This is a genomic window from Vibrio halioticoli NBRC 102217 (assembly GCF_000496695.1).
GTDB classification, from domain to species: Bacteria; Pseudomonadota; Gammaproteobacteria; order Enterobacterales; family Vibrionaceae; genus Vibrio; species Vibrio halioticoli.
The window spans coordinates 1-24,705 of sequence record NZ_BAUJ01000015.1 but is presented as its reverse complement, the minus strand read 5'-3'; the positions used below and the strand labels follow the sequence as shown (position 1 = coordinate 24,705).

Genomic DNA, 24,705 nt, shown 5'->3' with positions numbered 1-24,705 from the left:
GTTACCACTTACCCATAGAGCATAGTCAAACAAAAGCCACTATTGGAACTGATTTATTGTCTGCAAGGAGTCGCAGTGAAGTCTTATTCGTCCATATTATTTCTGGCCTTTCTATCCCTATTTTTTTCTCCGTTAACCTACGCTGCCACCAGCCATAGTGCGCCAGATCTCACTCAATCTGGCGTAGGGTATCTAGCATTGTTCATTTTTGCCATTGCTTATTGTTTGGTGATGGGAGAAGAGGTGCTAAAGCTGAGAAAATCAAAGCCTGTGTTAATGGCGGCGGGACTGATTTGGATTTTAATTGGCTTCACTTTTTTAAGGCTCGGAGAGATAGAGGTCGCCAAGAGCGCACTTGACCACAATTTATTAGAGTATTCCGAGCTGCTGCTATTCTTACTGGTCGCCATGACCTATATCAGCGCAATGGAAGAGCGTCGCCTGTTTGACTCACTGCAATCATGGATGGTCAGCAAAGGCTTTAACTTGCGTTCTCTATTTTGGCTGACCGGGATCTTGTCCTTCTTTATCTCCCCCATCGCCGATAACCTCACCACCGCGCTATTAATGTGCGCTGTGGTCATGAAGGTTGGTGGGACGAACTATAAATTCATTAACATTGCCTGCGTTAATATCGTGATTGCCGCCAATGCCGGCGGTGCATTTAGTCCCTTTGGCGATATTACAACACTGATGGTATGGCAGGCAGGCCATGTCAATTTTGAACAGTTCTTAACCTTGTTTGTGCCATCGGTGGTGAACTACATCATCCCTGCGGTCATTATGTCTTTGTTTGTACCGACTACTCAGCCCGATACTGTGCATGAACATGTGGAGCTAAAGCGTGGCGCGCGCCGCATCGTAGGCTTATTTATTTTAACCATTGCCACTGCGGTTACCTTTCACGGATTATTCCACTTCCCGCCCGTTATCGGCATGATGATGGGACTGGCCTATTTGCAATTCTTCGGCTTTTTCTTACGCAAAACTCTGCCAAGTTCACTGGCGAAGAAAAGAGCATTAGCGGAAGCTAGGCACGATGAAGCCGCACTAAAACGTTTAGGCTCAGTGGTGCCGTTTGATGTCTTTCGACGAGTGTCGCACGCCGAGTGGGATACGTTACTCTTTTTCTACGGCGTAGTGATGTGTGTCGGCGGGTTAAGCTTACTGGGCTATTTAGGGCTGGTCTCTGAAATCATGTATACCCAGTGGGACCCTATTTGGGCGAATGTGATGGTTGGCGTGTTATCCGCCATTGTCGATAACATTCCGGTGATGTTTGCCATATTAACCATGCAACCAGAGCTTTCTATGGGTAACTGGTTGTTAGTAACCTTAACCGCAGGTGTGGGAGGAAGTTTGCTCTCCATCGGCTCTGCGGCGGGGGTAGCCTTAATGGGCGCAGCGCACGGCAAATATACTTTCTTTGGTCATTTAAAATGGATGCCCGTGATTGCCTTAGGTTACGCTGCTAGCATCGTCACACATTTATGGATTAACGGGCATCTGTTTTAAAATCGGAATTGAAATTGATCTAGATCAAGAATGAGCATTACGCAATATGTGTAACTAGGCGCTCATGAATAGATATAGAAGTAATTCAATGACACAAGTAGATCAAAACCGTTTAGTAGATAACTTTCTGCATTTAGTAAAAATTGATAGCGAATCAGGTAACGAAAAAGAAGTTGCCCTTGATATTGAATCACAACTGCAAGAGTTGGGATTTTCCGTAGAGCGCCTTGCCGTGCCTGAAACGCTGTCCAATGGCTTCAACATTTATGCAAAATTACCGGGCACACTAGACGGCAGCATCGTACTTAGCTGTCATATGGATACGGTTACTCCAGGTAACGGTATTCAGCCAATCATTGAAGATGGCATCATTCGCTCAAATGGCGAAACCATTTTAGGTGGTGACGATAAATCTGGCATTGCCGCTATTTTAGAAGCAGTGAAAACTCTGCAAGAGAATAACCTTGCCCATAAAACCATTGAAATCGCATTCACTGTGTATGAAGAAGGCGGCCTACGCGGCTCACAAGAATTTGATTGCGCTAAGATTGAATCAGAAGTGGGCATTGTTTTAGATTCAGGTGGCCCTATCGGCACTATCATTGCTGTTGCCCCGGGTCAGCAAAACTTAAAAGTGACCATTACTGGTAAACCGGCTCACGCAGGGCTTGCTCCTGAGCAAGGCATCAATGCGCTCACAGTTGCCTCTGATGCTATCAGCAATATGAACCTCTCTCGCATCGATGAAGAAACCACGGCTAACATTGGCGTAGTCTCTGGCGGACAGGCGACCAACATCGTTATGCCAAGCCTATACCTAGAAGCAGAAGCACGCTCTTTGGATGAAGGTAAACTGGCGCAGCAAGTGTCGCACATGGTCGAGACTTTTGAAGCGGCAGCAACTAAGCACGGCGCAAAAATTGATATCGTTTCTAGCCGCGCCTACAACCCGTTCCAAATCCCTGAATCACACCCGCATATTCAGTCGGTCAAAGAAGTGTTCACTCAACTAGACATCGAGCCTATCGTCACTTCTACAGGCGGCGGTAGTGATGCGAATATCTTTGCAGAGAAAGGCTTAACCATTGTTAACCTATCTACGGGTATGGCAAAAGTGCACACCACTGAAGAGTATATTGCTATTGAAGACATGCGTAAGATTTCGCAGTTTTTAATGGCGTATTTAACCAAATAAGACTATTTAGCCAAATAAAAACAGAGTAATAGGGCTCACCTAGGCGCATTTAAGCGTAGGTGAGCCATGCAAGCTAGTCTGCATTCACAGCTAGACTTTGCTCGGTATGTAAATCAAATAAATGACACTGAGCAGTATTGAAATGCAATAAGGCTTTATCGCCACTTTTAGCAATGTGCTGACCATCAAACGGCACACGCGCCACCAATTTGTCATCACCGACCGTGAAGTACAAATACAGCTCGTTACCCATAGATTCCACCACATCGACTGGATGGGTTTGCGTGTTAACGGCTACTGCCAAATCATCGTCTTGATGCGCCAATTGAATATGCTCTGGACGCACCCCAAACCACACCCACTGACCGATTTTATCTCGCGCAATGGCTTGCTTATCTTGCGGTAATTGCCAACAAACCCCACTTTCAGACTCGACGCTCATCACCCCGTCAATCTCGACAATTTTGCTTTTTATTAGGTTCATAGCAGGCGAACCAATAAAGCCTGCCACAAACTTATTCGCAGGGTATTGATACAGGTTCATCGGCGTATCCACTTGCATGATTTTGCCTTGATTTAACACGCAAATACGGTCGCCGAGCGTCATCGCTTCCACCTGATCATGGGTCACATAGATCATGGTGGCGTTTTGCCCTTCTCGTTTTAAATCACTGTGCAGCTGTGAAATGCTCACTCGCGTAGACACGCGTAATTTAGCGTCTAGATTCGACAATGGCTCATCAAACAAAAATACATCCGGCTTGCGCACCATAGCGCGTCCTAGTGCTACGCGCTGTCTTTGCCCGCCGGACATTTCGCCGGGTTTATTATCCAATAAATGTTCAATATCTAAGGTTTTAGCCGCCACTGCGATACGCTCTTGTATCTCATCCTTAGGCAATTTTTGCTGTTTTAAACCAAACGCCATATTGTCGTAAACGGACATGTGCGGATACAGGGCGTAGTTTTGGAACACCATAGAGATGCCGCGATCTTTTGGAGGCAGATCATTAACCCGCTTCTCACCAATATAAATATCGCCGCCTGAAATATCTTCCAGCCCTGCAATCATGCGTAAAGTGGTGGATTTGGCGCAGCCTGACGGGCCAACAAACACCATAAACTCGCCTTCACGAATATTAAGGTTGATGCCGTGCACCGCTTTAAAGCCATTTGGGTAGGTTTTCTCTACCCCTTTTAGTGTTACTTCAGCCATGGTTTACCCTTACATCAATTCGTTAAATTCGGTCGGGTTAAAATCCGCCACCGAAGCAATCACAATATCCGCCATCGGCTCTAGCTCATGTTGCTGCGCCGTACCGGTTAATACACCGACGTTTTTTGCGCCCGCATTGCGGCCAAATTCCATGTCCGATACCGTATCGCCAAACATAATCACTTCGTGAGGCTTGATTCCGCACTGCTCGCAAAACGCATTGAGCAGGGCTGGAGCCGGTTTTGGTTCAATATCACCATCGGAATAGCCGACATAGTCAAACAGACCCTCTAACCCCGATTGCTGTAAGGTATAAAGGGTGGAATCTTTGGTATCTGCTGTAGCAACGCCGAGCAACATACCTTGCTGTTTTAACTGGCTCAGCTTGTCACCAATGCCCGGCAAAGCCTCGATCCACTGCGGGTTTTGTTCCACTTGCTCATTAAAGGCCAGTTTCGTGATTTGGGTAAATTCGATTAACGTCACTTTAGGTTTCAGCAGTTCAAACCACACTAGCGCGGTATCTTCCACAGGGTTTGAAGCCAATAATCCATAGTTATCAACCACATCCCCTTCTACGCCAATTGCCAATAAAAGCTCACTACTGGTCACATTTGAGTTGGCATTATGCTGCTCGCTATACGCTTTAACTTGCTCACAGGCGGCGCGCGCAACATTGAGCCACATATTATGAAATTCGAGTAAGGTACCGTCTTTGTCAAATAACAGTGCTTTATACTTCGTCACTATTTATTCGCTCCATTAGTTCTCCCCAAGTATCGACTAGGGGTTGGTTAAATTGTGGTTTTGAGCCATCAAATAATGCGTTAATGCATCCTTCAAACTCATTTTGTTCAGCAGCGATGTTGCCGCTATCAGGCATATGTCCACGACGGATATCAACGCGACACCAAGCGTATCCCTTGGCAATACGTACCGCTTGCGCTTGCTCGCTCAGCGCAATACGCGCCACGACAACACCATCGACAATACATTCTGCGTAATAGGGATGATGGCTATCGGTCACCGATAAATGATAAGTTAACGCCTGGCCTTTTGAGTCTTGTCCCGGCTGTAATTGGGTCGTGCTATCGCCTGAGTAAATAGCAAACTGCAAACCGCAACGACGCTCGATATAAACCTGTCCATTTCTAAGCCCTGACAATATCCCTTCTCCACTTAAACCGTGGCTATACACAAAGGTAGAAGGATCGCCATATAACGAAGGCTCACTGGCTTTTGGATTACGCTCATGAGGCTGTAAATGACCGTCACTGCCACCCACTGCGGTAATTCGATGGCCGCAATTCCACATTTGCGTTAGTATCAATAGCGCATCGTCGGTCGCTTTGGCTGAGGTAGACCAAGTGGGATCGCAACACACTTCAAAGGTAGAGACTTGCGCTAGAGCAATATCTTGATACTTCCAATGCCAAGGTTTCATCATCGGATGATTTAGACTTATCGAACTATGCCCTTGGGTGGCGATATCCAAACCCGCCTGTATGGTGGCAACACTGCTGTGTTCAATCGCCCTTAAATCTAATGAGCTAGTCGGCCCATGCACATTGAAATGCCCTAGATCGGTAGTGACTTCGATTGCAGGTAAAAATAGGCACTGCTTAGATATAGGCAGTTTCGGCTGACAAATGTTGTGTTCAGTGAAAAAGAAGAAATCAAGACCTTGCGCTTCGACGATATTGTTCGCCGCTTGCAAGCTATTGTGTCCGTCTGAAAGTTGGCTATGGGCATGCAAATCGCCTCGATACCAACGTGACTCAGTGCAAAGCAGATTTGAATAATCAAAATCAATGCCATGCGCTGAGGTTACGACTGAAGTGAGCTGTAAATGCTCGGCGTAGTCTTGCGCTTCATCAACATAGGTATTCTGTTCTTGACTGAAACACTGCACCACCACCTGATATTGCATGGCGCGCTCACCGCGAAATTCACCCTCTAAGTTATACAATTCCAAATACCATTCGCCTGCGCTGATCTCACCATCAATTGCGCCGAAACCTGAGTTTTGGGATTGGATAAGCAAAGATTTGTGCGATTTTTCAAACAACACTTTGCCACGAAAAGCGTGCTTTGCATCGTACACCGCTGCGTATAAGAATCCCTTAGTCACTGTAGTGCCGGTAACTCTTACCAAATCAGCGTCAGCAGGCACGTCAAAAAGCATGCGCTGTCTGCCAAATGCGACTTCACCTGTAAATAAGGTCATTGTGTTCACCACGTTCATCTAAGGTAAAAGGGATAATTAAAAATGGCCCACCCTAAAGTGGACCACTTCTTTATGCTAAATCTATGTACTTACCACGTTAGGCGCACATAGATAATTAGGCCGTGACTAAGAGCGGTTTGCTCTATCTAGTGCACGTTGCGCTCTCTTAGCCGCTTGTTGCAGTGCTTTTTCCGCAGGCACGTTTTGAATTTGTACCTGATCGGCGGCTAACTTCAATGCGTCCATGATCTGGCCGTTGGTTGGATCTAAGAAGTCTTTAGTTGCCGTGTTCGCCTGCGTTAAAGGAATCAAAGCTTGCGGGTTTTGCTGAGTAAACTCTTGGTATTCTGATACTTCAGAAACGCTGTTACGCACTGGAATGTAACCGGTGAACATTGACCAAGCCGCGGTGTTTTTCGCATTGGTGTAGAACTCAACAAATTCAAACGCCCCTTTTGCCGCTAGGTCGTCAGTGCCTTTTGGCATCACGTACACTAAAGCGCCGGCTTGTGGCGCAGCTGGGTGTGAGCCCCAACCTGGCTGAGTCGTTGCGCTCAGCTTAGTAAAGTCAAGGTCGCCCTGATCGCCTGATGAACCGGTATAACCCAGTGCTTTGTCTTTCATGACATCATCAATGGTTTTGTACCAGTATTCCCAGCCTTGACCGCCGTAATGAATGCGCATGATTTGATCGTCATGAATCCATTTACGGAAGCTATCCCACACTTCAACCCACTGCGCAGAATCAATCAAAACGGTTTTGCCATCGTCACTAATGATTTTCGCACCGTTTGAAAATGCAGCATCAATTAGGTTATCAGCGCCCCACATTGGCTCCCAGCCGTAAAACGTCACATCGCCTTTCGCATCACGTTGAGTAACTTTTTCTGCCACTTTTGCCACGCCCTGCCATGTGCTTAGGTCTTTTTCAGTAAAACCGTTATCAGCCAATACTTGCTTGTTGTAGTAAAACACTTGTGTAGTGCCGTATGCAGGCAAACCAATCACAGAGCCATCTTCTGCGGTAACTTGATCTTTAAATGCGCCAATGAAGTCAGAGAAATTAAATTCCGCGTCCATAAAGCTGGTCAAATCTCGGCTCAAACCACGGTTATGCATTGCTACCGCTCGACCTGAATCTAGCAGTACTAACTCTGGCGCCGTTTTAGAGGCTAAACCTGCTTGTAGTTTTTGGTACGTTTCTGAATAGTTACCCTGCAACGCCCCTTTAACCACATACTGGTCTTGGCTGGCATTAAACTCTGCAATTAACTCATTCATCATCTTCTGTGGTTTAGTACCACCTGAGTACCAGAAGTTAACTTCTGTAGCAGCCAGAACATTGCTAGAAAACATTGCAACGGTTGCTGCGCTTGCGCACACGAGTGCTAAGGTTTTTAGTTTCATTTCTATTTACTCTTTTACGCCGTTATCGGCGATACCTGAAAGAATCGTCTTTTGACAAATGACGAATAAAATTAACAAAGGCAATACGGCTATGGTGCTGGCGGCCATAATTTGCGACCAGTTCAAGCCGTAGTTACCCTCGGCAATAAAGTAGTGACGAATCCCGGTGGCAATCAGGTTTAATTCCTGAGAGGTAATCACCAAGCTTGGCCACATATAACTGTTGTAGTTAGTAATAAAAGTGATCAGAAACAGCGTTGCCACTGCCGCTTTACATTGCGGTAAGATGATTGCCCATAAAATTTTAAGCTCACCTGCACCATCAATTCTTGCCGCCTCGATTAAAGACGGATGAACTTTGATAAACACTTGTCGTAGATAAAACACGCCAAATACTGAGGCGGCGTTAGAGGCAATCAAGCCCAAGTGCGAATCAATCAAACCCAATTTTGCCAAGGTGATGTACGACGGAATGTAAGTCACTGCGCCAGGCAACATGTAACAGCCCATCACCACAAAATAGAGCACGGTTTTGCTGCGAAACTTTAGCTGTGTCAGCGCATAGGCAAACATCGCTGAGTTAACAATCACCAATAAAGTGGTGAACAGCGCCACGCTAAAACTGTTAAAAATATACAAACCAAACGGCGCACTATGGAACGTCTCGACAAAGGTTTCCCAGCGAAACTGCGCCGGAATTAAATCCAACGGATTGGCAAAGATTTCGTCATTGGTTTTTAACGAACCCGATAGCATCCACAAAAACGGGAACACCATAATGGTTCCGCATACCAACAAGAACAGATGCTTGGCTAACGCCAGAAACGACAGACGCTGTGCCTGCAATGCCCACCCTTGAGTTGTACCCATCCATAACGACTTTATTCTTTTGTTGAGTGCGATGTGACGGAGCTCTTCACTTGCCTCTAACACTTGCGTGCTCATAATTTCGTCCTCAAAAATTGTTTAGTAATACACCCAGCGTTTACCGATATAGGTATTCGCCAGTGCCAGTAATCCGGTAATCAAGAAGATGACTAATGATGTTGCCGCCGCAGGCCCCATTTCATATCGCTCAAACGCTTGTTGATAGAACAAATACAGCAGTGTTCTGGTTTCTCCGCCCGGCCCGCCTTGAGTCAGTATTTGAAACTGATCGAACGCCTGCATAGCAGTGATGATATTGACCACCACCAAAAAGAACGTGGTCGGTGATATCAGTGGCAGCGTGATTTTTAAAAAACGCGTCAAGCTGCTGCATCCATCAATCAACGACGCTTCATATAAAGAGTGCGGGATCTTGTTCAGAGCGCTGATATAGAACAGCATGGTCCAACCTATCGCCTGCCACACTGTCACGATAATGACCGCCACCAACGCTATATTGCCGTTTTCCAACCACGGAATAGCGCTAAAACCCATCGACTCTAAAAGATGATTTGCCAGCCCTGATTTGGTTTCAAACACCCATGACCAAACAATCGACACCGCCACAGTTGGCGTGATCCAAGGAGAAAAGATCACCGCACGATAAAACTGACTACCGTGAAAATTTTTGTGTAGTAACAGCGCAAAAACCAAACCTAAGATGATGGTCGGAATCACGACACCAAGGGAAAACCAAAAGGTATTCAGCGCCGCTTGCACAAATTCAAAATCCTCAACCATGTACTCATAGTTTTCTAAACCAATGAATGAATAGTCTGGCGAAATGTAGTCCCAATCGGTGAAGCTGATGTAAATTGAATACCCAAATGGCATCAGCCAAAAAGTAAACAATGGCACCAGCAATGGCGCGGTAAATAACAGCACCTTTAAGCGATTTTTCAGTGGTTCAGAGAAAGCACTCATGGTGACCTCGTTCTTGTTTCGTATGGGTACAAATTACATTTTGTTTATGACAACTTCGTAGAAGCGCCTTTCATTTTTTTTATGGGTATCCATAAGAAAATCTTTACTCGGCTTCTCCCTCTTGCATTTGGTGATACAGCCAATCACAGAAGAAATTCACTTTGGCATTACGGCGGTTTTTGGTGATTAAGTAGTGGGCAGACTCAGCCGGCATACTTGAATCGCAGGCCAGTACGAGCTCGCCTTTATCCAGCAATTGCGACACCACCAGCGAGCGCACCAACAACATGCCAATGCCGTGCTTGACCGCTTCTAAGGCATGTAGGGAATTGCTCACCTCTAACAGAACCTTCGGCATCGTCATTTCAAATTGATTGTGGCTTAGCCATTGCAGCCAGTTTTCTCGATAGCCCTTCACCTGCACGGTGGCTAGTGAGGAAAAGTCATGCTGACTCAACTGCTGCTGATGTTGCGCTTTAAAAGCAGGACTGCACACCAACTGCCAATGCTCTTGAAACAAGCGCTCGCAATGGGTGTCTTCGCTTTCGACTTTGCCATTGGTCAATTCAATATCGACGCTCTGGCAAGGCGTTGTTGAAGGCCAGTCAACTTGCTGAATGTCTAAGCGAATAAACGGATACTTTTTATAAAAAGAAGATAAGCGAGGCAGTAGCCAGCTGTGACAAAAGGTATGGTTGACGCGCAAACTCAGGACATCAGTTTCTTTTTCGCCAAACAGTATTTGAGTTTGTAATTTGAGATGAGCAAGCGATCCCGACACAATCGGCTGATATTGCTGCGCCGATGAGGTCAGCTTTACCCCTTTTGAACTGCGTTCAAATAAGGTTGTATCTAGAAAGGCTTCTAAACTTTTAAGTTGCTGACTGACGGCGGCTTGAGTAACGCAAAGTTCACGAGCAGCCGCGCCAATAGAGCCAAGACGGGCAACCGCATCAAATGCGACCAGAGCGCGCAATGGAGGTAACATAGCTTTACCTAATCGAAATAAAAGAAGAAATTACTTCAATTAGGTTGCATAAATTTGCCACTTTAATGACAGAAAAATGAATGACACTAAATAAGGAAGGTGTCTCTAGCAAGGCAAAGTCGCCATTGCTAGCACTTAAAAAATCGTTTTATCAATGAGTTACCGAGTTAGAGAACACATTAATGATCACGGTTCCCGTTAAAATGAAGCCAATACCCACCACGGCATAAATATCTAATTTTTGCCCGTAAAACATCCATGCGATAGAGGCCACCAATACCATGCCTGAGCCACACCAAATCGCGTACGCAACGCCCAGTGACATGCTTTTGACGGTCAAAGACAACAAATAAAAGGCACAGCCGTAACTTGCCAATACCGTTAGGGTGGCAGGTAATGAGGTAAACTGATTGGTTTTTGGTAATAAAGACGTGGCAATGACTTCCAAAACAATCGCCATCGACAGTGCTAATAAAGGGGGTAAAGATGACAGCATTGGGTCTCCATAATATTAATTCTGCGGTTAATTTACGCCCATTTTATGTCGAAATGATGCCAAAAGTAGATAGAGAATATTATCAATCTCTATAGGTTTTATGATTAGCCCATAAAATAGCCCTAGCGCTATAAACTTCCGCTCTTCCCCCTCTTTCTCCTTTCCCTTACAATGGAGCCATTAATAGACTCAGTTGTATAAAATAACTTTATGAATTACTTCACCAATTTCCTGAAAGGATTGGCTATGGGTGCAGCCGATGTTGTACCTGGTGTGTCTGGTGGTACGGTTGCCTTTATTACCGGTATCTACGACACCTTGCTAGAAAGTATCCGACGCGTGAATCCTTCGCTGATTGGCGTATTGCGCACAAAGGGAATTAAAGGCGCTTTTGCGCATATTAACGGCTTATTTTTGATCTCTTTATTCGCTGGTATTCTTACCAGCCTGCTAACCCTAGCCAAACTTATCTCTTGGTTGCTGGTTACCCATCCGGTACCGCTGTGGTCATTTTTCTTCGGCCTTATTTTAGTCTCGGTTTGGCACATTATGCGTCAGATAAAGTCCTTTGCATGGACTCGTTGGATTGGCTTTGCATTGGGCGTGGGCTTGGCGTATGCCATGACAGTATTAAACCCACTGCATCTTGAACCGACCGCCATCAACATTGTGCTATCCGGCGCGATTGCTATTTGTGCGATGATCTTACCGGGCATTTCAGGCAGTTTTATTTTGCTGTTAATTGGCATGTATAGCCCTGTTCTCGGCGCATTAAAAAGCCTAGACATGGGCTTTTTGGTGCTGTTTATTGGCGGTTGTTTGTGTGGTTTGCTGAGCTTTTCACATCTGCTTTCTTGGCTATTACAACGCTTTAGAGACATTACCTTAATGTTCTTAGTGGGTTTAATGGTCGGTACACTGCCAAAAATTTGGCCTTGGAAACAAACGCTTAGCTGGCGCGTCAACTCCAGTGGCGAACAAGTGCCTTTGTTACAAAAAAACCTCATGCCTCACAGTTTTGAGTCGATAACGGGGACTTCGTCACAACTTGTCTTAGCAATTGTCATGATGTGCATTGCAATTGGTTTAGTATTGGCGTTGGAGAAATTTGCCGAAGACAAGTAATGAATAAATTATTAAAAGGCCTAGCGGTGCTTTGCGCGCTCGGACTAGGCTTTTTTTCTCAAGATATTTATCGCACTATCCAATCAATGAATGCGGATAACGCATCCATTGAACTCAGTCAAACCTGCCCACTTTCTACCACTGCTTGTACTATTGATGATGTAAACATTGTCCTTGCTAAAGATGTGGTTTCCCCAATGCAACCAACTGATATTGAAGTGACTTGGCCTGCCAATAATGAACCTCAATTATGGGTTGAATTAGAGGGCAAAGAAATGTCGATGGGGGTGGCAAAATTTGTCCTCACCAACCAAGGAAATGGTCATTTTGTGGGTACTTTACTACTGCCGGTTTGTCACAGTGATGCCATGACGTGGATTGGCTCTATTCAATCTAAAACCGAACAACTTCCCATCTCAGTAAGGATGCAAAGATGAGTAGAAATTGGGTTCTGACCCTAATTATCGCCGCCGCACTCGGTTTTGGCGTAAAAAGCTACCTTGATGCGCAAACTCAACAGCAGCAACAACTCATTCGCGAGCAAGCCAATAACCCGATAGTCACCGGAAAAGACAATCAGCAAATGCCATTGTTTAATGCCAATGATCCGCGCATTAACGTGGTGTATTTTGGTTTTACTCGCTGCCCTGACGTTTGCCCTACTTCATTGGCTATGCTCAGCGCGGCACTGAATCAAGTCTCCGAAGAAACGCGCCACAAAATTCGCCCTATTTTAATTACCTTAGATCCTGATCGTGATTCTGGTGATGACGTGGCTCAATACGCCCAATATTTCCATAACAGCTTTGAAGGCTATCGAGCTGAACCTGACATCCTTGATGCTTTAGCCATAAAATATGGCGTAATCCATATCAAAACAGAACTAGAAAACTCGGCGCTGGAATACACCGTAGACCACAGTTCTTATTTTTACTTTCTGGCTCCTGACGGCACAGAAATACTCAAGGTTCCGCACACTCTTACCCCTGCGCCACTGATTAAAGCTATCAACGACATCACTACGGAGACACCAGCATGATCGCACGAATTTCGACCCTTATTTTGTTACTACTTTCGCCACTGGTTTACGCGCACAATGCAATTACCGTCTCGGATGCATTTGTTAAAGAAACGCCGCCAACATCAACCACCAGCGCAATTTTCTTAAAAATTGACAACCCGAGCAGTGAAGACCGCGCGTTAGTTTCTGCTAGCACTCCTGCGGCTAAGATCACTGAACTGCATACCCATGCGATGCAAGATGGAGTAATGAAAATGCGCCAATTAGAACGCATTGCATTGCCTGCCAAAACTGAAACGGTATTAAAGCCGCACAGCTTGCACATTATGCTATTTGATATCACAGAGCCTTTAAAAGAAGGTATGGTGATCCCTCTTACATTAACCTTTGATAGCGGACGTACGCTGAACCTATCTGTACCGGTTAAAAAAATGAAAATGATGAAACACTAATGAATTTACAACATCTTGGCTGGCAACCCTTTTTCCAGCAACAATTAACGCTGGATGATTATGAACAGGCTATTGTTGCCAGAGTTAGCGCGCACCACCGCTCCGGTTATCAACTATTAACCGAGAGTGAAGAAGTCTCACTGCCTATGCACGACTCACTGCCCGCTATGACAGTGGGTGATTGGGTACTCCTTGATCACCAATTGCAGTTTCAGCGCTGTCTTGAGCGAAGCTCGCTGTTTTCTCGTAAAGCAGCAGGCTCGAAATTAGCAGAGCAAAAAATTGCTGCGAACATCGACACCGTTTTTATCGTCATGTCACTCAACGATGATTTTAATTTGAGCCGAGTGGAGCGTTATTTAGCTCTCACCAACGAAGCGCAAGTTGAAGCAGTGATTGTATTGACTAAAGCCGATCTTTGCCCAGATGCGCAGAGCTTAAAACAGCAAGTGCAGTCGCTTGATCCTATGCTGCTCATCGAAACGGTAAATGCGCTCGATTACGACAGCGTTAAGGCTCTCACCCCTTGGTGTAAAACGGGAAAAACCGTGGCGTTTTTGGGCTCGTCAGGGGTAGGTAAATCAACACTGGTGAATACACTGCTGCAAGAACAGACGCAACAAACGGGCGCAATTCGAGAAGACGACAGTAAGGGACGCCACACCACCACTGGGCGTACGATCCACACTATGCCAAGTGGCGGCGTGTTATTAGACACCCCAGGGATGCGTGAGCTGCAACTGGCGAACGTCAGTCAAGGGCTCAGTGAAACTTTTGCTGAAATTGAAGAGCTTGCCACGCAATGCCGTTTTTCTGACTGCTCTCATCAAAATGAACCCGGTTGCGCCATTCAAAAAGCGCTACAAGCGGATCAATTAGATGAAAGGAGACTTAACAACTACTTAAAATTGCAACGTGAACAAGCGCGCAACAGTGCTTCTCTGGCTCAGCTTCGTTCGCAAGATAAGCAGTTGGGCAAAATGATTCGCTCTGTACAAAATGAGAATCGGTCACGCAAGAATAAGTAAAATATGCGGGTGAATGAATGCCATTCACCCGCATTTTTTACTCTATGCCATCGCCAACTAAACAGCGATACCCTTTCTCGGGCACCGTAAATTCAAGCCTGCCATCTTCTGGATAAAGCGCTTGTTGTTCGACTAAATCAAACATCGCTTTCTGCCAACGAATGCGTACGTTAATCGCAACATCTGACTTATTAATTGCCACTAAGCCGTTTTCTGCACGGCTAAACACAATATGTTCGTCGCTTACCTCTAGCACTGTCATCGGTAAGCTGTGCACATGATTGTGAAAATCAATCAGGGTTTTCATTCTGGGGTCTTGCCATGCATTCATCCAGCGCGGATGACCACTGCTATCATTTATTCCGCTAGTATCAAGGTCGGTATACACCAAAGGCACCCCGCCATCGCGGCACAATATGTAGCAATACCCTAGCCACTCATATTCCTCAGCCATGATCAGCCCTTGAAACACATCGTTATTAGGGATGTCATGGGTAATCACAAAGGTAATAGCACGCTGACGTTTTAACGCTTCACCCACGTTATACGGGTCAATTAACGCCGACATGCGCCCTTGCCCCTGTAAGGCTTGGTGAACAGTATTAAACAGCGGAAAATCATATGCCCCTAAGCGAGTCTTATTTAAATAAGGCTTAAGGAAAAGCTCATACTCTTGTTTAGTTGCACCGCCATCGGTGATGATTTCACCAAAAATGTGCACCCCTTCGGTGATTTCTTTAGTCCACACCTTGCGCAATTGCTCAATAGAAATATGCTTGGCCGCATCAATGCGAAAGCCTTTTACGCCCATCTCTTTCATAGCCAGTAAATAGGCGCGCTGCTGCTCAATCACATGTTCGCAATCACGCAGCGTCGGCAAGCCTGCATCGTGCGGCCCTCCAGTGATTCGGCCATTTTGCACTTGCCATTTGTCGCGCCAATCTTTTATGCCAAACGCTTCTACAAAGTCGTTTTCCGTGAACAGCGGACGGCTAAGATCGCCAAACAATCTTAACGATTCATAATATTCAGGATCATCGGCATACGCTTGCAACTCTTTCTGACTCGGATATTGTAAATCCGAGCGCAGATAAGCCTCATTGGCCATGTGATTAAACACCACATCCACATACACGCGGATGCCCTGTTCATTTAAGCAAGTCATCATAGAGCGAAAATCTAGAGTATTGCCCAGTTCGTTATCAATGATTCGATAATCTTGAGGCTGATAGCGTTGCCACCATGCTGTACCTGTTTTGTGCTTCAAGGATTTCATCGGTGGAGACACTAACACCGTTTTGTAGCCAAGCTGACTAATGTGCTCGGCACGCTCTGCAATCGTTTTATAAGGCCAATCAAACGCATGTAAGATAACATCCGTCGCCTGCGCAGAGTTCTGATTCAAAGTAATTGGGTTCAACATAAAACACCTTTTACAACTTAAGCTGTTTTCAGCCAGTTACTATACCCTACAAGATGCATGCCATAGCGAAAATCATCCTAAATTCATTATTCATAGGGTGGATGAATGATTGTATAGGGTGGAAATGGCTCATTCGTTTTTGTCTATAAAGTATGAGAAGAGGGCTTAGTTAGCACATTTGTCTTTATATTATCTCATCTATAGTGACACTGTGCATAGCAACACCTACAATTCAGATAATAATGTCACTGGCTAAATTCTCTCTAGCCACCAAAAAACGTAACTATCACCGCACTTATTATCTGAATTTGGGTTTTATTGACCGGCGGGAGATAACTCAAAGTATGTTTATTAACGCCACGGCGCTTTTAACCTTGGTTTTTGATTTCTGGGATCGCTGGCAGGTTTGCCTCCCAACTTTAAGCCCAAATAATACATATGCGCGGTAAACTCATTTACGCCGTCATTAATACATAACTGCTCAAATATTTTATCCGCTGCATCTTTGGCGGTTGCTGGCAAATATTCACAGCGTAACAACTGATAAAGCGCATCATGCACTAATGATGCTCGCATATTTTGCGTGGTATCAACTACAGGCCCAGACGGACCATCCCAAGCATATCCTGAACGAATAGTTAGTCATCCATCTAGGTTTAAACTAATAAATTCCATCTCTATGGCTTGCGACGGAAATATCTCTAATTTAATCACAAACTGCTCGGCTAATTGATACTTATAACCTGCGCGATACAAAATATGTTCGGACATTGAATTTGCCTTTATTGATAAATGCTTAAGTCAATACATCGATAAATACATTAGTAAATCTAGTGCATTCTGTTTTAAATCCCCTGCTGTTATTTAAGCAATGTGTAGTGCGTTATTTAATTCGTGAGTTAGATCAAAATTCTTATTTCCGTCTATACTCCAAACACTAGATACAAAGGAGAAGTATCATGATTCGTCTTGTCTGCCTGTTATTTTGTGCCCTTAGTTTTAGTGTTTATTCCAATGATTATCTTAAGCTGTACGAATCGGAAAATGAACTAGAATACAATGACTTAGTCATAAGTGTGAAAGGATATAAAGTGCCCACTCGCGCCGCCTTTAGAGGCTGGATGTTAATGAATCGCGCCGAAGATAGGGTAAAAGAAATTGCCCAACAACTTAAAGATGCCGGCATTACCGAAGTCCCACTAAAAACCATGCCCATGCACCTTATTCTCTTACAAGGCACTAACTGGGCCATGAACGGAACCGCCGTCTTTAACATCCCAGATCGTAAGCTAGTACCGAATATGGTGCGCACTGTGAAGTTTATCCAGCAACATGTCGAGCCTGTATTAGGGCCTCTGGTGCCGGTTTCTGGCGATAGAACTCAGTATTACAACCAAACTTCTGGCGGGGCGACCAAGAGTAAGCACTTGAGCTTCTGCGCTCTCGATCTGGTGCCGATCAACGATATCAGTCGTGAAGAGCTACATAAAAAGTTGTGGGGGATCTACAAAAGTGAAGGTAAAAAGAATGATATGGGAATGGGACTCTATTCTGGGGTACGTTTTCACATAGATACTTGCGGATATAGAAATTGGTAAGCACGATACTGTATTGTATACATTGAAAACAAAAACAGGGTTCTAAAGCTTAGCTTAGACCCCTGTTTCTTTATATATTTTACGACTTTAAGCTTTAGCTAAGCGATATTCAAATACTTATGCGTTTGTACCGATAAACGCCAATTATTGGCAATACAGGTATCGATGCACAATTTAGTTGCTCTCGGTTTTTGGCTAATTGGTTGCAACAAAATCTCAGTATTGGGCTGTAACTGACTGCTTGCCAATAGCGCTTTTAAATCTTCAATATCCGATTGCGTGCCCACTGGGTGTTTTACTTCATTGGCTCTCGCCATCGCACTAGCTTGAATAGGTAATTTACCTTTCATGCCAATTTTCGGCGAAACCGTCACCCAAGTATTTGCAGTTGCTTGAATGGCAAAGGTGCCACTGGTTTCAATTTGGCAACGAAACCCGTGTTCTTCTAATTTAGTGGTGAGGGGCAACAAGTCATACTGACACGGCTCGCCACCGGTAATAACTACATGTTTGGCACTATAATTTGCCAAACAATAAGTTACTAAATCTTGTTCTGACTGCTGGCACCAAAACTCATCATCGCCCGATTTAGCAATAATGGTTCCAAAATCAGTTTGTTTCTCTTCCAGTACATCCCAAGTTTGCTTAGTGTCACACCAAGCACAGCCTACAGGGCAACCTTGCAAGCGAATAAAAATAGACGGCACACCGGTAAAGAAGCCTTCACCTTGGATAGTTTCAAAGATCTCGTTAATTTTTAACACGTTATTCGCCCGTGTAAATGCAACCAGCAGTGCACGTTTCTTTGATTTCTACTTTGCTCAAAAGCGGCAATAATGGTTTAGTTTGCTCAAAGACCCATTTTGCCAGCACTTCACTGGTTGGGTTTTCTAACCCTTCAATATCATTTAGGTAATGATGGTCAAGACGGTCATAAATCGGTTTAAAGCTCTGTTTTACATCCCCGAAATCAATAATCCAACCTGTATGTTGATCCACTTCCCCTTTTAAATAAAGGCGAACTAAAAATGAATGTCCGTGTAAACGTCCACATTTGTGCCCATCAGGTACGTGAGGTAATTTGTGGGCCGCTTCAAACATAAATTCTTTGTAGATTTCAGTAGTCATTGGGGTCTTCTGTAAGTTGAGTCAATTTGAACAAAAAGATAAGGGCACGAATTGTAGCAAGTTTACACAAAACCCCCAATCAAAATTGGCTGTCTGCCCAGCGAATTATTGGTATCAAATAGAAAAGCAGAGCTAATAATAGCTCTGCTTTGATGGGGGTGACAAAAGATGTTCTAAGAAAAAGAATTATAGATAGTAACGAACACCTAGTGCGTAGCGATCATCATCGCTTGAGATATCATCGCCCAAATCAATTTGATAAGCAGCGTAGCCGACAAATGTTGGCGTAAAGTCATATTCAACCTGCAACGCCATCTGACTCAACTGAGTTTCGTTGTTGTCGTCATCTTCAATGCTCTCATAGTTAACAGAGAAGTTAAGGCTGTTTGCCAATGCATAAGCAACGATGGCTTCGATATTGGTTGTATCAAAATCACCATAGAACTTACTGCCCATTTCATATACACCCGCTACGTACAGACCGTCGCCGTAGCTGCCGTATTTAGCCGACAATAGGTTTGCCATTGCATCGTCTTGGCCTGTTTTAGAGCCAGTGGTGAAACCATAACCGACCATAAACTTGCTGAAATTAGCCGACACCGTTACCTGAGCACGATCGCCGTAGTTGCCATTTTGCCCCTGCCAACCTAAACCAAAGTCTAAGCCAAATGAATCAAAGTCTAAGCCTTTACGATACGAGAGCATTCTTTCAGCACGAGCCGTACCTAGATTACCGCCATCAACATATAAGAAGTCATTGGCAAACGCGATTGGCATATCCGCAATACCACCCACGTCATAGTATGGTGACCATTGCGTACCACCTACCACTCGACCCCACATTTCGTGTGTGACACCGATGTAACCCAAACGAGTTTTAAATGATTCACCACCACCTTCAAGCATATTCAAAGCCCACTCACCCTTTGCGTCAGCGGTAAAGCCTCCACCAAGGTCTTGAGTTGCATTAAAGTTGATACGAGGTGACAAAGACTCAATGACTAAATCATCATCGGTAATATATGCATCATCATTTGAATCTGGATTACCTAAACCAACAGAAACGTGTCCGCCTAAGGAGAAAGTAGTACCGCTATTATTATACAACTCTACAGCGAAAGTCTGACCGCTAAATGCGATACCTGCAATTACACTTGCTAATACTGTCTTTTTCATAATGTCTTTCCGTTTACCTATGTGTATAAAAATATGTGTATAAAGATATGTGTATAAAAGTATGTATAGTTTTGTAAGTTGTTTTAAAACACTGTTAATATCGAAAATCTTAATCGATTTATTTATGATTATATGAAAATTGCTAACCGCTCATTTGCTTTCAGCAATTTACTGCAGAAGATAAATACCCTTTCCCCTCCTTTGATTTTTAGTCAATATATAAAACAATGCGCTATATAATGGTCAGAATTACAGATTGCCTTTTGTAAAAGCGTAGTAACGTTTCTTTAATAAACCAAATAAAAAGCGTGCATAGATCACACATTATGTATGTTATGCAGCATTTGTTACTTTAATTATTAAGGCCGTTACCTTTATTTGGCGGATTAATAGAAGTAATGAGAAATCAGAAAAATAATTTTAAGATAGAAATCAGTTGCTATTATCTAGAATAAGGCTGCAATATTTCGGCTAGAAACACCAAGAATAATCACGATAAAAAGTTAACTTTAATTGAGCGAAAATAGGTATTTTTGGAGTAGGATATTTTTATATACGATATACATAATCACCGCATATAAATTTGAATAGTTCAAAAAAAGATCGAATGCTTGGTTAAACCCTTAGGACTTGCTCTTTTTTAATGAAAAGATACAAGCCCAAGCCCTAAAGTTATCTGGTTACTTATACGCCACACCCATTAATACTGGTTTTGATGTGCCGTCAGCCAGTGTAATCTCAAATGGGATTGAAATTTCGATATCGTTGAAGCCTGCGCTATGCAGCATAGTGTGCGCCGATTCTTGAGTTAAACCGTCGCTACCATCCTCACTTAACCAGTCCCAATGAACAAAAATACCCTGCTCATCTAATAGGGAATGAATAATGGTTGCCGTTTCTTGAAAACTTGCCACAAAGCCACATACGGATGAAGCAACAACAAGATCAAATTGTTTTCTAAAGGCTGGATGTTGTGCCACTAAACCACGAGTTAAGTAATCAACCACTGGCTCTACATTAGCCAAGGTCTTTTTATCCAACTCCTCAATCATCGCTTCTGAAGCATCAAGAGCAACAATGCTGCGCACCAAAGGAGCCATTTGTTGACTCAACAAGCCAGTACCACAACCAAAATCTAATACATTAGCGCCCTTCAATGAATGAAGCGCTTGCAGTTCAGCAAATACTAGGTCTGAAAATTGAGTGGTTGCTGGGTTTGCTTCCCACTCAGTAGCATAATCATCCCAATTGTGCACCATGTGACTATCCATCCTTAAAACTGTTTCTTAAGCTGAGTAAAGCAAATCTTGATAAAAAAAGATACCAAATTACCTTTAATACAAGGAGATATCAGCTTTAGATCATGCCTTGCTTGATTTTTCAGCATCCAATCAGGTAGTTTGGATATTTACATATTTGCAAAAGAGATCCAATGAATCTTTCTCATATTGATGCCTTTGTTCAGGTCGCGCAACACGGCTCTGTATCCGAAGCCGCCAGACAATTAAACTGTAACCGTACTAAGCTCAGTATGGCAATCAAAGCCTTAGAGAAAGAGCTTGAGACTGCGCTATTTATTCGCAGTGGCAATAACCTTGAACTCTCTGAAGCCGGCAAGGCGATATTCAAAGATTGCGAATCGATGTTAGTGACCGCCTCACGCATTAAACAAACCTGCCAACATATTCGCGGAGATTTTACCGCCGAGGTTTGGATTGCTAGAGATGACGCTATACCCGATGCCACATGGCAAGAGCTATCACACCGTTTAAATAACAAATACCCTGCCACCACCTTCAATACGGTGTTGGCATCTAGTGGCGATCTATCAAACTTGGTTGAAACCAAACAGGTCGATTTTGCCTTTGGTATCGATTATGAACGTGTCGATGACCCCAGAATCGAATTTACTCCGATTGGCAAGATACGCATGATGTCGGTGTGTAATGCGGATCACCCTTTAGGTCAGTTACGCCGAGTGTCCGATGAACAACTGCGCAATGCCATGCAAGTGACGTTGGCCTACCTAAACGAGAAAGATAACCCCGAATTACTGCCGTTTTCCCTTAAACACATTGGCTTTTCTAGCTTTGACTACATTCTAAGCACGATACGCACCGAAGCAGCATGGGGCGTATTACCTGAGCCGTTAATTCGTCATCTACTTAGAAACGAAACCTTATCCGTTATTAAACACACTTACGGCCTCACCCAAGAAGAATTTTGCATGTTTACCTCATCTGGCATGGAAGCACACCCAGGTATGGTATGGCTGTGCGATAAACTCAGTGATTATCTGTTTGATTTCTAACTACAGCAGTGAGTGTCAATATTATTGACACTTAAAAAATAAAATAAAACACTGATATTTAACAGGTTATTTTATTGTCAGCCTCTTTCAATGCTGTTAAACAGTATTCGTGCGTTGAAAAACTCAGCATGCTAACGAACAATGCAAATAACTAATTTGTAGAAAGGTTTGTTATGAGTGGTAGGGAAACGTCCTCTGAGCGTGATATTTTAATCTATTCAGCCTTGTTAACTCTAGGGTTTGCCATTGGTGGTATTGCTCTTGGTAGTTGGGTTGGCTCAATGGTTATCATCTTTGATGGGGCTTATTCTTTAATTAGCCTAGTGTTAACTTTATTGTCACTGCTTGCCGCCACCTTAATCGCTCGCCCTTCATCAACACGTTTTCCGCACGGTCTAGCCGCTCTTGAGCCTATTGTTATTGCCATTAAAGCCACCGTCATTTTGGCGTTAGTGTGTATTTCCATCTATTCCGCTATTGACGATCTATTAAGTGGCGGCCATGAAATCAATACTTTTGTCGCAACCCTATTTGGCCTTATCAATGTGATTGGTTGCGCCTTTGGTTGGGCGCTTATTGCTCGTAAGAATGAGCGCATTGGCTCAGGACTTATTGCCGCTGAAGTAAAACAATGGCAAATGGACACCTTAATCAGTATTGCAGTGTTAGTCGGCTTTATTAGTGCATGGCTATTGCTCAAAACACCTTTTGCGGCCTATGCGGTGTATGCCGACCCTGCAATGATGCTGTTAATGGCTGGTTATTTTTTAAAAGTTCCGGCTATGATGCTTAAACAAGCCCTATCTGAACTGCTAAATATGACCGCTGACCATAAATTATGTTCGCAAGTGCATCAATGCGTCACGGATTTACCCGCCGATGGCGATGTTGATCTTACGGTTGCTGCAGTCACCAAAGTCGGCGGAGAGCTGCGCATTGATATCGATATGCACCTAGACCAACAACAGTCTATCGCACCAAAGGACATTGCCAAGACCCGCTCCGCGCTTAATAAGAAGTTCGACCACCTACCCTATAAATGCCAATTGCACCTGAGTTTGATTGCTTGAGGAAAATGAGTGTAATTGGTTGAATTTATGAAAACATACATTTCTTCGGCGGTTGCATATAATAGGAAAAACCAACCAACCAACAGTAATACATTGTTTTTAAAGTAGAAAACCAACAATACGACGAATTAATTGCTCACTAGACAGCGCCCTTTCTTATAAAACACCTCTCAGATAAAACCTAACTATACTTGCATTATCAGCCTCTGTATTTTAAAGTTGCATCTAATTTACATCTTTAAGGTTTTAGCATGTTAAACATTACCGACAAAGCAAAAGAAGAAGCAATCACACCATTGCTAAGACTAGGGTTTCGTCCATTTTTCCTATTAGGCGCGTTATACGCTTTTATTGCCATCCCAGTTTGGATCTACGCCTATCAAAATGGTCAACCTGACGCACTAGCCGCTCCTGCCCTTTGGTGGCACGCTCATGAAATGCTGTTCGGATTCTCAATGGCAATCGTAGCGGGCTTTGTGCTGACTGCAGTACAAAACTGGACTGGAGTAAATGGTACCAAAGGTTCACGTTTAGGCTTGATTGTGGCTTTGTGGCTGGCGCCACGCATCCTATTTTGGACTGCGACACCACTGTGGGTGATCTCGATTATTGAGAGCTTGTTCTTATTGGCTGTAGCTTATGAAGTGGCTATTCGCGTATTTAAATCAAAAGGTTGGAGAAACCTATTTTTTGTACCGCTATTTCTACTGGCTATAGTGGCAAACTTTGCCAGCTACGCAACCATTAAAGGTGTAGCACCATTTACCTCTAGCGCAGTATGGCAAGCCATGTTGTGGTGGTTTATGTTACTGCTATCGGTAATGGGTGGACGTGTAATTCCGTTCTTTACTTCACTTCGTATGAAGTTTGAAAAACCAACCCCTATTCTATGGGTTGAATTAGCCGGTAACCTGCCACTTGTTCTGCTCTTTATATTGAGCTTCTTCCCGCTGACACTGAGCCAATTAGAAACGCCATTGTTTATCTGGGCAGGTGTATTCCAACTGATTAAAGTATTGCGCTGGAAACCATGGACCACCTTTGGTGAGCCTCTAGTATGGTCTCTGCACGCATCTTATGCTTGTATCCCAGCCTACTTGCTACTTAAAGGCTTGACCACAAACGCGTGGTTGGCACACACTTCACTGCATCTATTTGCCATTGGCGCTTTGGCGGGTTTGATCTTAGCGATGATCACTCGCGTAACTATGGGCCATACTGGACGTAATATTTATGAAGGCCCGCAAATGCGCATTGCCTTTATCTCTTTGATTTTATCAGCGTTAGTAAGAAGTGTTGGCGTCGGTCTATTCCCACAATACATGATGCAACTGCTTGATGTGGCGACTGTGTTATGGATGATTAGCTTTGGTATGTATCTATTAAAATTCGCTAAAATGCTAGCGACGCCAAGAAAAGACGGTCATCCGGGTTAACCTTTACATCGACTCATAGTTAGGCGTTATACCAATCACACT

26 protein-coding genes are annotated in these 24,705 nt (G+C 44.0%); 11 read left to right on the top strand and 15 right to left on the bottom strand.

Going from position 1 to position 24,705, the window contains the following annotated elements; genetic code table 11:
* Positions 1-102: 102 nt before the first annotated feature.
* Positions 103-1,515 (top strand): sodium:proton antiporter NhaD, encoded by a 1,413-nt coding sequence (gene nhaD, locus VHA01S_RS06220; RefSeq protein WP_373277884.1) that lies wholly within the window; start codon positions 103-105, stop codon positions 1,513-1,515.
* Positions 1,516-1,603: 88 nt separating this feature from the next.
* A complete protein-coding gene (locus tag VHA01S_RS06215) occupies positions 1,604-2,710 on the top strand; it encodes a M20/M25/M40 family metallo-hydrolase (RefSeq protein WP_023403500.1) in 1,107 nt (368 codons plus the stop codon).
* Positions 2,711-2,783: 73 nt separating this feature from the next.
* Here VHA01S_RS06215 and VHA01S_RS06210 read toward each other — a convergent pair whose 3' ends face one another.
* The 8 genes from VHA01S_RS06210 to VHA01S_RS06175 all read right to left on the bottom strand — a co-directional run bounded on the left by VHA01S_RS06210 (position 2,784) and on the right by VHA01S_RS06175 (position 10,895).
* Complete coding sequence (locus VHA01S_RS06210; RefSeq protein WP_023403499.1) at positions 2,784-3,926, bottom strand: ABC transporter ATP-binding protein; 1,143 nt, start codon at positions 3,924-3,926, stop codon at positions 2,784-2,786.
* 9 nt (positions 3,927-3,935) lie between these two features.
* Positions 3,936-4,673, bottom strand: coding sequence for an HAD family hydrolase (locus tag VHA01S_RS06205; protein WP_023403498.1), 738 nt, complete (start codon positions 4,671-4,673; stop codon positions 3,936-3,938).
* Positions 4,660-6,153, bottom strand: coding sequence for a CehA/McbA family metallohydrolase (locus tag VHA01S_RS06200; RefSeq protein ID WP_023403497.1), 1,494 nt, complete (start codon positions 6,151-6,153; stop codon positions 4,660-4,662). The genes VHA01S_RS06205 and VHA01S_RS06200 overlap by 14 nt, the downstream gene beginning before the upstream one ends.
* A 126-nt stretch (positions 6,154-6,279) precedes the next feature.
* The gene (locus VHA01S_RS06195) at positions 6,280-7,560 is read right to left on the bottom strand and encodes an extracellular solute-binding protein (RefSeq protein WP_023403496.1); all 1,281 of its coding nucleotides are present in this window, start codon (positions 7,558-7,560) and stop codon (positions 6,280-6,282) included.
* Between the two features lie 6 nt (positions 7,561-7,566).
* Positions 7,567-8,430, bottom strand: coding sequence for a carbohydrate ABC transporter permease (locus VHA01S_RS06190; protein ID WP_373277883.1), 864 nt, complete (start codon positions 8,428-8,430; stop codon positions 7,567-7,569).
* Between the two features lie 96 nt (positions 8,431-8,526).
* Entirely contained in the window at positions 8,527-9,411 is an 885-nt protein-coding gene (locus tag VHA01S_RS06185) for a carbohydrate ABC transporter permease (RefSeq protein ID WP_023403495.1), read from the bottom strand.
* 103 nt (positions 9,412-9,514) lie between these two features.
* Complete coding sequence (locus VHA01S_RS06180; protein WP_023403494.1) at positions 9,515-10,399, bottom strand: LysR substrate-binding domain-containing protein; 885 nt, start codon at positions 10,397-10,399, stop codon at positions 9,515-9,517.
* Positions 10,400-10,550: 151 nt separating this feature from the next.
* Entirely contained in the window at positions 10,551-10,895 is a 345-nt protein-coding gene (locus VHA01S_RS06175) for a DMT family transporter (protein ID WP_023403493.1), read from the bottom strand.
* 210 nt (positions 10,896-11,105) lie between these two features.
* Between VHA01S_RS06175 and VHA01S_RS06170 the strand changes: the two genes are divergently transcribed.
* From VHA01S_RS06170 to rsgA, 5 genes are read left to right on the top strand one after another with little or no spacing between them, the layout of a single operon-like run.
* Entirely contained in the window at positions 11,106-12,020 is a 915-nt protein-coding gene (locus VHA01S_RS06170; protein WP_039970279.1) for a polyprenyl-phosphate transporter, read from the top strand.
* Positions 12,020-12,457, top strand: a complete 438-nt coding sequence (locus VHA01S_RS06165; protein WP_023403491.1) for a hypothetical protein — start codon at positions 12,020-12,022, stop codon at positions 12,455-12,457. Before VHA01S_RS06170 ends, VHA01S_RS06165 begins: the two co-directional genes overlap by 1 nt.
* Positions 12,454-13,059: an SCO family protein gene (locus tag VHA01S_RS06160; RefSeq protein ID WP_023403490.1), complete on the top strand. Its 606-nt coding sequence runs from the start codon at positions 12,454-12,456 to the stop codon at positions 13,057-13,059. The genes VHA01S_RS06165 and VHA01S_RS06160 overlap by 4 nt, the downstream gene beginning before the upstream one ends.
* Positions 13,056-13,493 carry a copper chaperone PCu(A)C gene (locus VHA01S_RS06155; protein WP_023403489.1) on the top strand — a complete coding sequence of 146 codons (438 nt, stop codon included), beginning with the start codon at positions 13,056-13,058 and terminating at the stop codon, positions 13,491-13,493. Before VHA01S_RS06160 ends, VHA01S_RS06155 begins: the two co-directional genes overlap by 4 nt.
* Positions 13,493-14,521 carry a ribosome small subunit-dependent GTPase A gene (gene rsgA / locus VHA01S_RS06150; protein ID WP_023403488.1) on the top strand — a complete coding sequence of 343 codons (1,029 nt, stop codon included), beginning with the start codon at positions 13,493-13,495 and terminating at the stop codon, positions 14,519-14,521. The genes VHA01S_RS06155 and rsgA overlap by 1 nt, the downstream gene beginning before the upstream one ends.
* Before the next feature lie 37 nt (positions 14,522-14,558).
* On the opposite strand, the gene VHA01S_RS06145 is transcribed toward rsgA, so the two are convergent.
* From VHA01S_RS06145 to VHA01S_RS18620, 3 genes are all read right to left on the bottom strand, one after another.
* Positions 14,559-15,944, bottom strand: coding sequence for an alpha-amylase family protein (locus tag VHA01S_RS06145; protein WP_023403487.1), 1,386 nt, complete (start codon positions 15,942-15,944; stop codon positions 14,559-14,561).
* A gap of 351 nt (positions 15,945-16,295) precedes the next feature.
* Positions 16,296-16,520, bottom strand: coding sequence for a DUF1353 domain-containing protein (locus VHA01S_RS18625; protein ID WP_023403486.1), 225 nt, complete (start codon positions 16,518-16,520; stop codon positions 16,296-16,298).
* Between the two features lie 66 nt (positions 16,521-16,586).
* The gene (locus tag VHA01S_RS18620; RefSeq protein ID WP_255209303.1) at positions 16,587-16,715 is read right to left on the bottom strand and encodes a hypothetical protein; all 129 of its coding nucleotides are present in this window, start codon (positions 16,713-16,715) and stop codon (positions 16,587-16,589) included.
* Between the two features lie 188 nt (positions 16,716-16,903).
* On the opposite strand from VHA01S_RS18620, the gene VHA01S_RS06135 reads away from it, so the two are divergent.
* Positions 16,904-17,542 carry a D-Ala-D-Ala carboxypeptidase family metallohydrolase gene (locus VHA01S_RS06135; protein ID WP_023403485.1) on the top strand — a complete coding sequence of 213 codons (639 nt, stop codon included), beginning with the start codon at positions 16,904-16,906 and terminating at the stop codon, positions 17,540-17,542.
* 98 nt (positions 17,543-17,640) lie between these two features.
* Here VHA01S_RS06135 and queE read toward each other — a convergent pair whose 3' ends face one another.
* The 4 genes from queE to VHA01S_RS06115 all read right to left on the bottom strand — a co-directional run bounded on the left by queE (position 17,641) and on the right by VHA01S_RS06115 (position 21,105).
* Positions 17,641-18,306 carry a 7-carboxy-7-deazaguanine synthase QueE gene (gene queE / locus VHA01S_RS06130; protein ID WP_023403484.1) on the bottom strand — a complete coding sequence of 222 codons (666 nt, stop codon included), beginning with the start codon at positions 18,304-18,306 and terminating at the stop codon, positions 17,641-17,643.
* Between the two features lies 1 nt (position 18,307).
* Entirely contained in the window at positions 18,308-18,670 is a 363-nt protein-coding gene (gene queD / locus VHA01S_RS06125; protein WP_023403483.1) for a 6-carboxytetrahydropterin synthase QueD, read from the bottom strand.
* Positions 18,671-18,856: 186 nt separating this feature from the next.
* Positions 18,857-19,846, bottom strand: a complete 990-nt coding sequence (locus VHA01S_RS06120) for a porin (protein WP_023403482.1) — start codon at positions 19,844-19,846, stop codon at positions 18,857-18,859.
* Between the two features lie 680 nt (positions 19,847-20,526).
* Complete coding sequence (locus VHA01S_RS06115) at positions 20,527-21,105, bottom strand: class I SAM-dependent DNA methyltransferase (protein WP_023403481.1); 579 nt, start codon at positions 21,103-21,105, stop codon at positions 20,527-20,529.
* 173 nt (positions 21,106-21,278) lie between these two features.
* Here VHA01S_RS06115 and VHA01S_RS06110 point away from each other — a divergent pair, with 173 nt between their 5' ends.
* The 3 genes from VHA01S_RS06110 (at position 21,279) to VHA01S_RS06100 (ending at position 24,663) form a co-directional block, all read left to right on the top strand.
* Entirely contained in the window at positions 21,279-22,157 is an 879-nt protein-coding gene (locus tag VHA01S_RS06110) for a LysR family transcriptional regulator (protein WP_023403480.1), read from the top strand.
* A 173-nt stretch (positions 22,158-22,330) separates the two neighbouring features.
* Positions 22,331-23,227: a cation diffusion facilitator family transporter gene (locus VHA01S_RS06105; protein WP_023403479.1), complete on the top strand. Its 897-nt coding sequence runs from the start codon at positions 22,331-22,333 to the stop codon at positions 23,225-23,227.
* 251 nt (positions 23,228-23,478) lie between these two features.
* On the top strand, positions 23,479-24,663 hold the full coding sequence (locus VHA01S_RS06100; protein ID WP_023403478.1) for an NnrS family protein: 1,185 nt from the start codon (positions 23,479-23,481) through the stop codon (positions 24,661-24,663).
* Positions 24,664-24,705 lie beyond the last annotated feature (42 nt).

Coding starts and splice junctions, on each gene's coding strand:
- VHA01S_RS06215 (WP_023403500.1), top strand. CDS start 1,604: ATGACACAAGTAGATCAAAACCGTTTAGTAGATAACTTTCTGCATTTA.
- VHA01S_RS06210 (WP_023403499.1), bottom strand. CDS start 3,926: ATGGCTGAAGTAACACTAAAAGGGGTAGAGAAAACCTACCCAAATGGC.
- VHA01S_RS06200 (WP_023403497.1), bottom strand. CDS start 6,153: ATGACCTTATTTACAGGTGAAGTCGCATTTGGCAGACAGCGCATGCTT.
- VHA01S_RS06195 (WP_023403496.1), bottom strand. CDS start 7,560: ATGAAACTAAAAACCTTAGCACTCGTGTGCGCAAGCGCAGCAACCGTT.
- VHA01S_RS06190 (WP_373277883.1), bottom strand. CDS start 8,430: ATGGGTACAACTCAAGGGTGGGCATTGCAGGCACAGCGTCTGTCGTTT.
- VHA01S_RS06185 (WP_023403495.1), bottom strand. CDS start 9,411: ATGAGTGCTTTCTCTGAACCACTGAAAAATCGCTTAAAGGTGCTGTTA.
- VHA01S_RS06180 (WP_023403494.1), bottom strand. CDS start 10,399: ATGTTACCTCCATTGCGCGCTCTGGTCGCATTTGATGCGGTTGCCCGT.
- VHA01S_RS06175 (WP_023403493.1), bottom strand. CDS start 10,895: ATGCTGTCATCTTTACCCCCTTTATTAGCACTGTCGATGGCGATTGTT.
- VHA01S_RS06170 (WP_039970279.1), top strand. CDS start 11,106: ATGAATTACTTCACCAATTTCCTGAAAGGATTGGCTATGGGTGCAGCC.
- VHA01S_RS06165 (WP_023403491.1), top strand. CDS start 12,020: ATGAATAAATTATTAAAAGGCCTAGCGGTGCTTTGCGCGCTCGGACTA.
- VHA01S_RS06160 (WP_023403490.1), top strand. CDS start 12,454: ATGAGTAGAAATTGGGTTCTGACCCTAATTATCGCCGCCGCACTCGGT.
- VHA01S_RS06155 (WP_023403489.1), top strand. CDS start 13,056: ATGATCGCACGAATTTCGACCCTTATTTTGTTACTACTTTCGCCACTG.
- rsgA (WP_023403488.1), top strand. CDS start 13,493: ATGAATTTACAACATCTTGGCTGGCAACCCTTTTTCCAGCAACAATTA.
- VHA01S_RS06145 (WP_023403487.1), bottom strand. CDS start 15,944: ATGTTGAACCCAATTACTTTGAATCAGAACTCTGCGCAGGCGACGGAT.
- VHA01S_RS18625 (WP_023403486.1), bottom strand. CDS start 16,520: ATGCGAGCATCATTAGTGCATGATGCGCTTTATCAGTTGTTACGCTGT.
- VHA01S_RS18620 (WP_255209303.1), bottom strand. CDS start 16,715: ATGTCCGAACATATTTTGTATCGCGCAGGTTATAAGTATCAATTAGCC.
- VHA01S_RS06135 (WP_023403485.1), top strand. CDS start 16,904: ATGATTCGTCTTGTCTGCCTGTTATTTTGTGCCCTTAGTTTTAGTGTT.
- queD (WP_023403483.1), bottom strand. CDS start 18,670: ATGACTACTGAAATCTACAAAGAATTTATGTTTGAAGCGGCCCACAAA.
- VHA01S_RS06120 (WP_023403482.1), bottom strand. CDS start 19,846: ATGAAAAAGACAGTATTAGCAAGTGTAATTGCAGGTATCGCATTTAGC.
- VHA01S_RS06115 (WP_023403481.1), bottom strand. CDS start 21,105: ATGGTGCACAATTGGGATGATTATGCTACTGAGTGGGAAGCAAACCCA.
- VHA01S_RS06110 (WP_023403480.1), top strand. CDS start 21,279: ATGAATCTTTCTCATATTGATGCCTTTGTTCAGGTCGCGCAACACGGC.
- VHA01S_RS06105 (WP_023403479.1), top strand. CDS start 22,331: ATGAGTGGTAGGGAAACGTCCTCTGAGCGTGATATTTTAATCTATTCA.
- VHA01S_RS06100 (WP_023403478.1), top strand. CDS start 23,479: ATGTTAAACATTACCGACAAAGCAAAAGAAGAAGCAATCACACCATTG.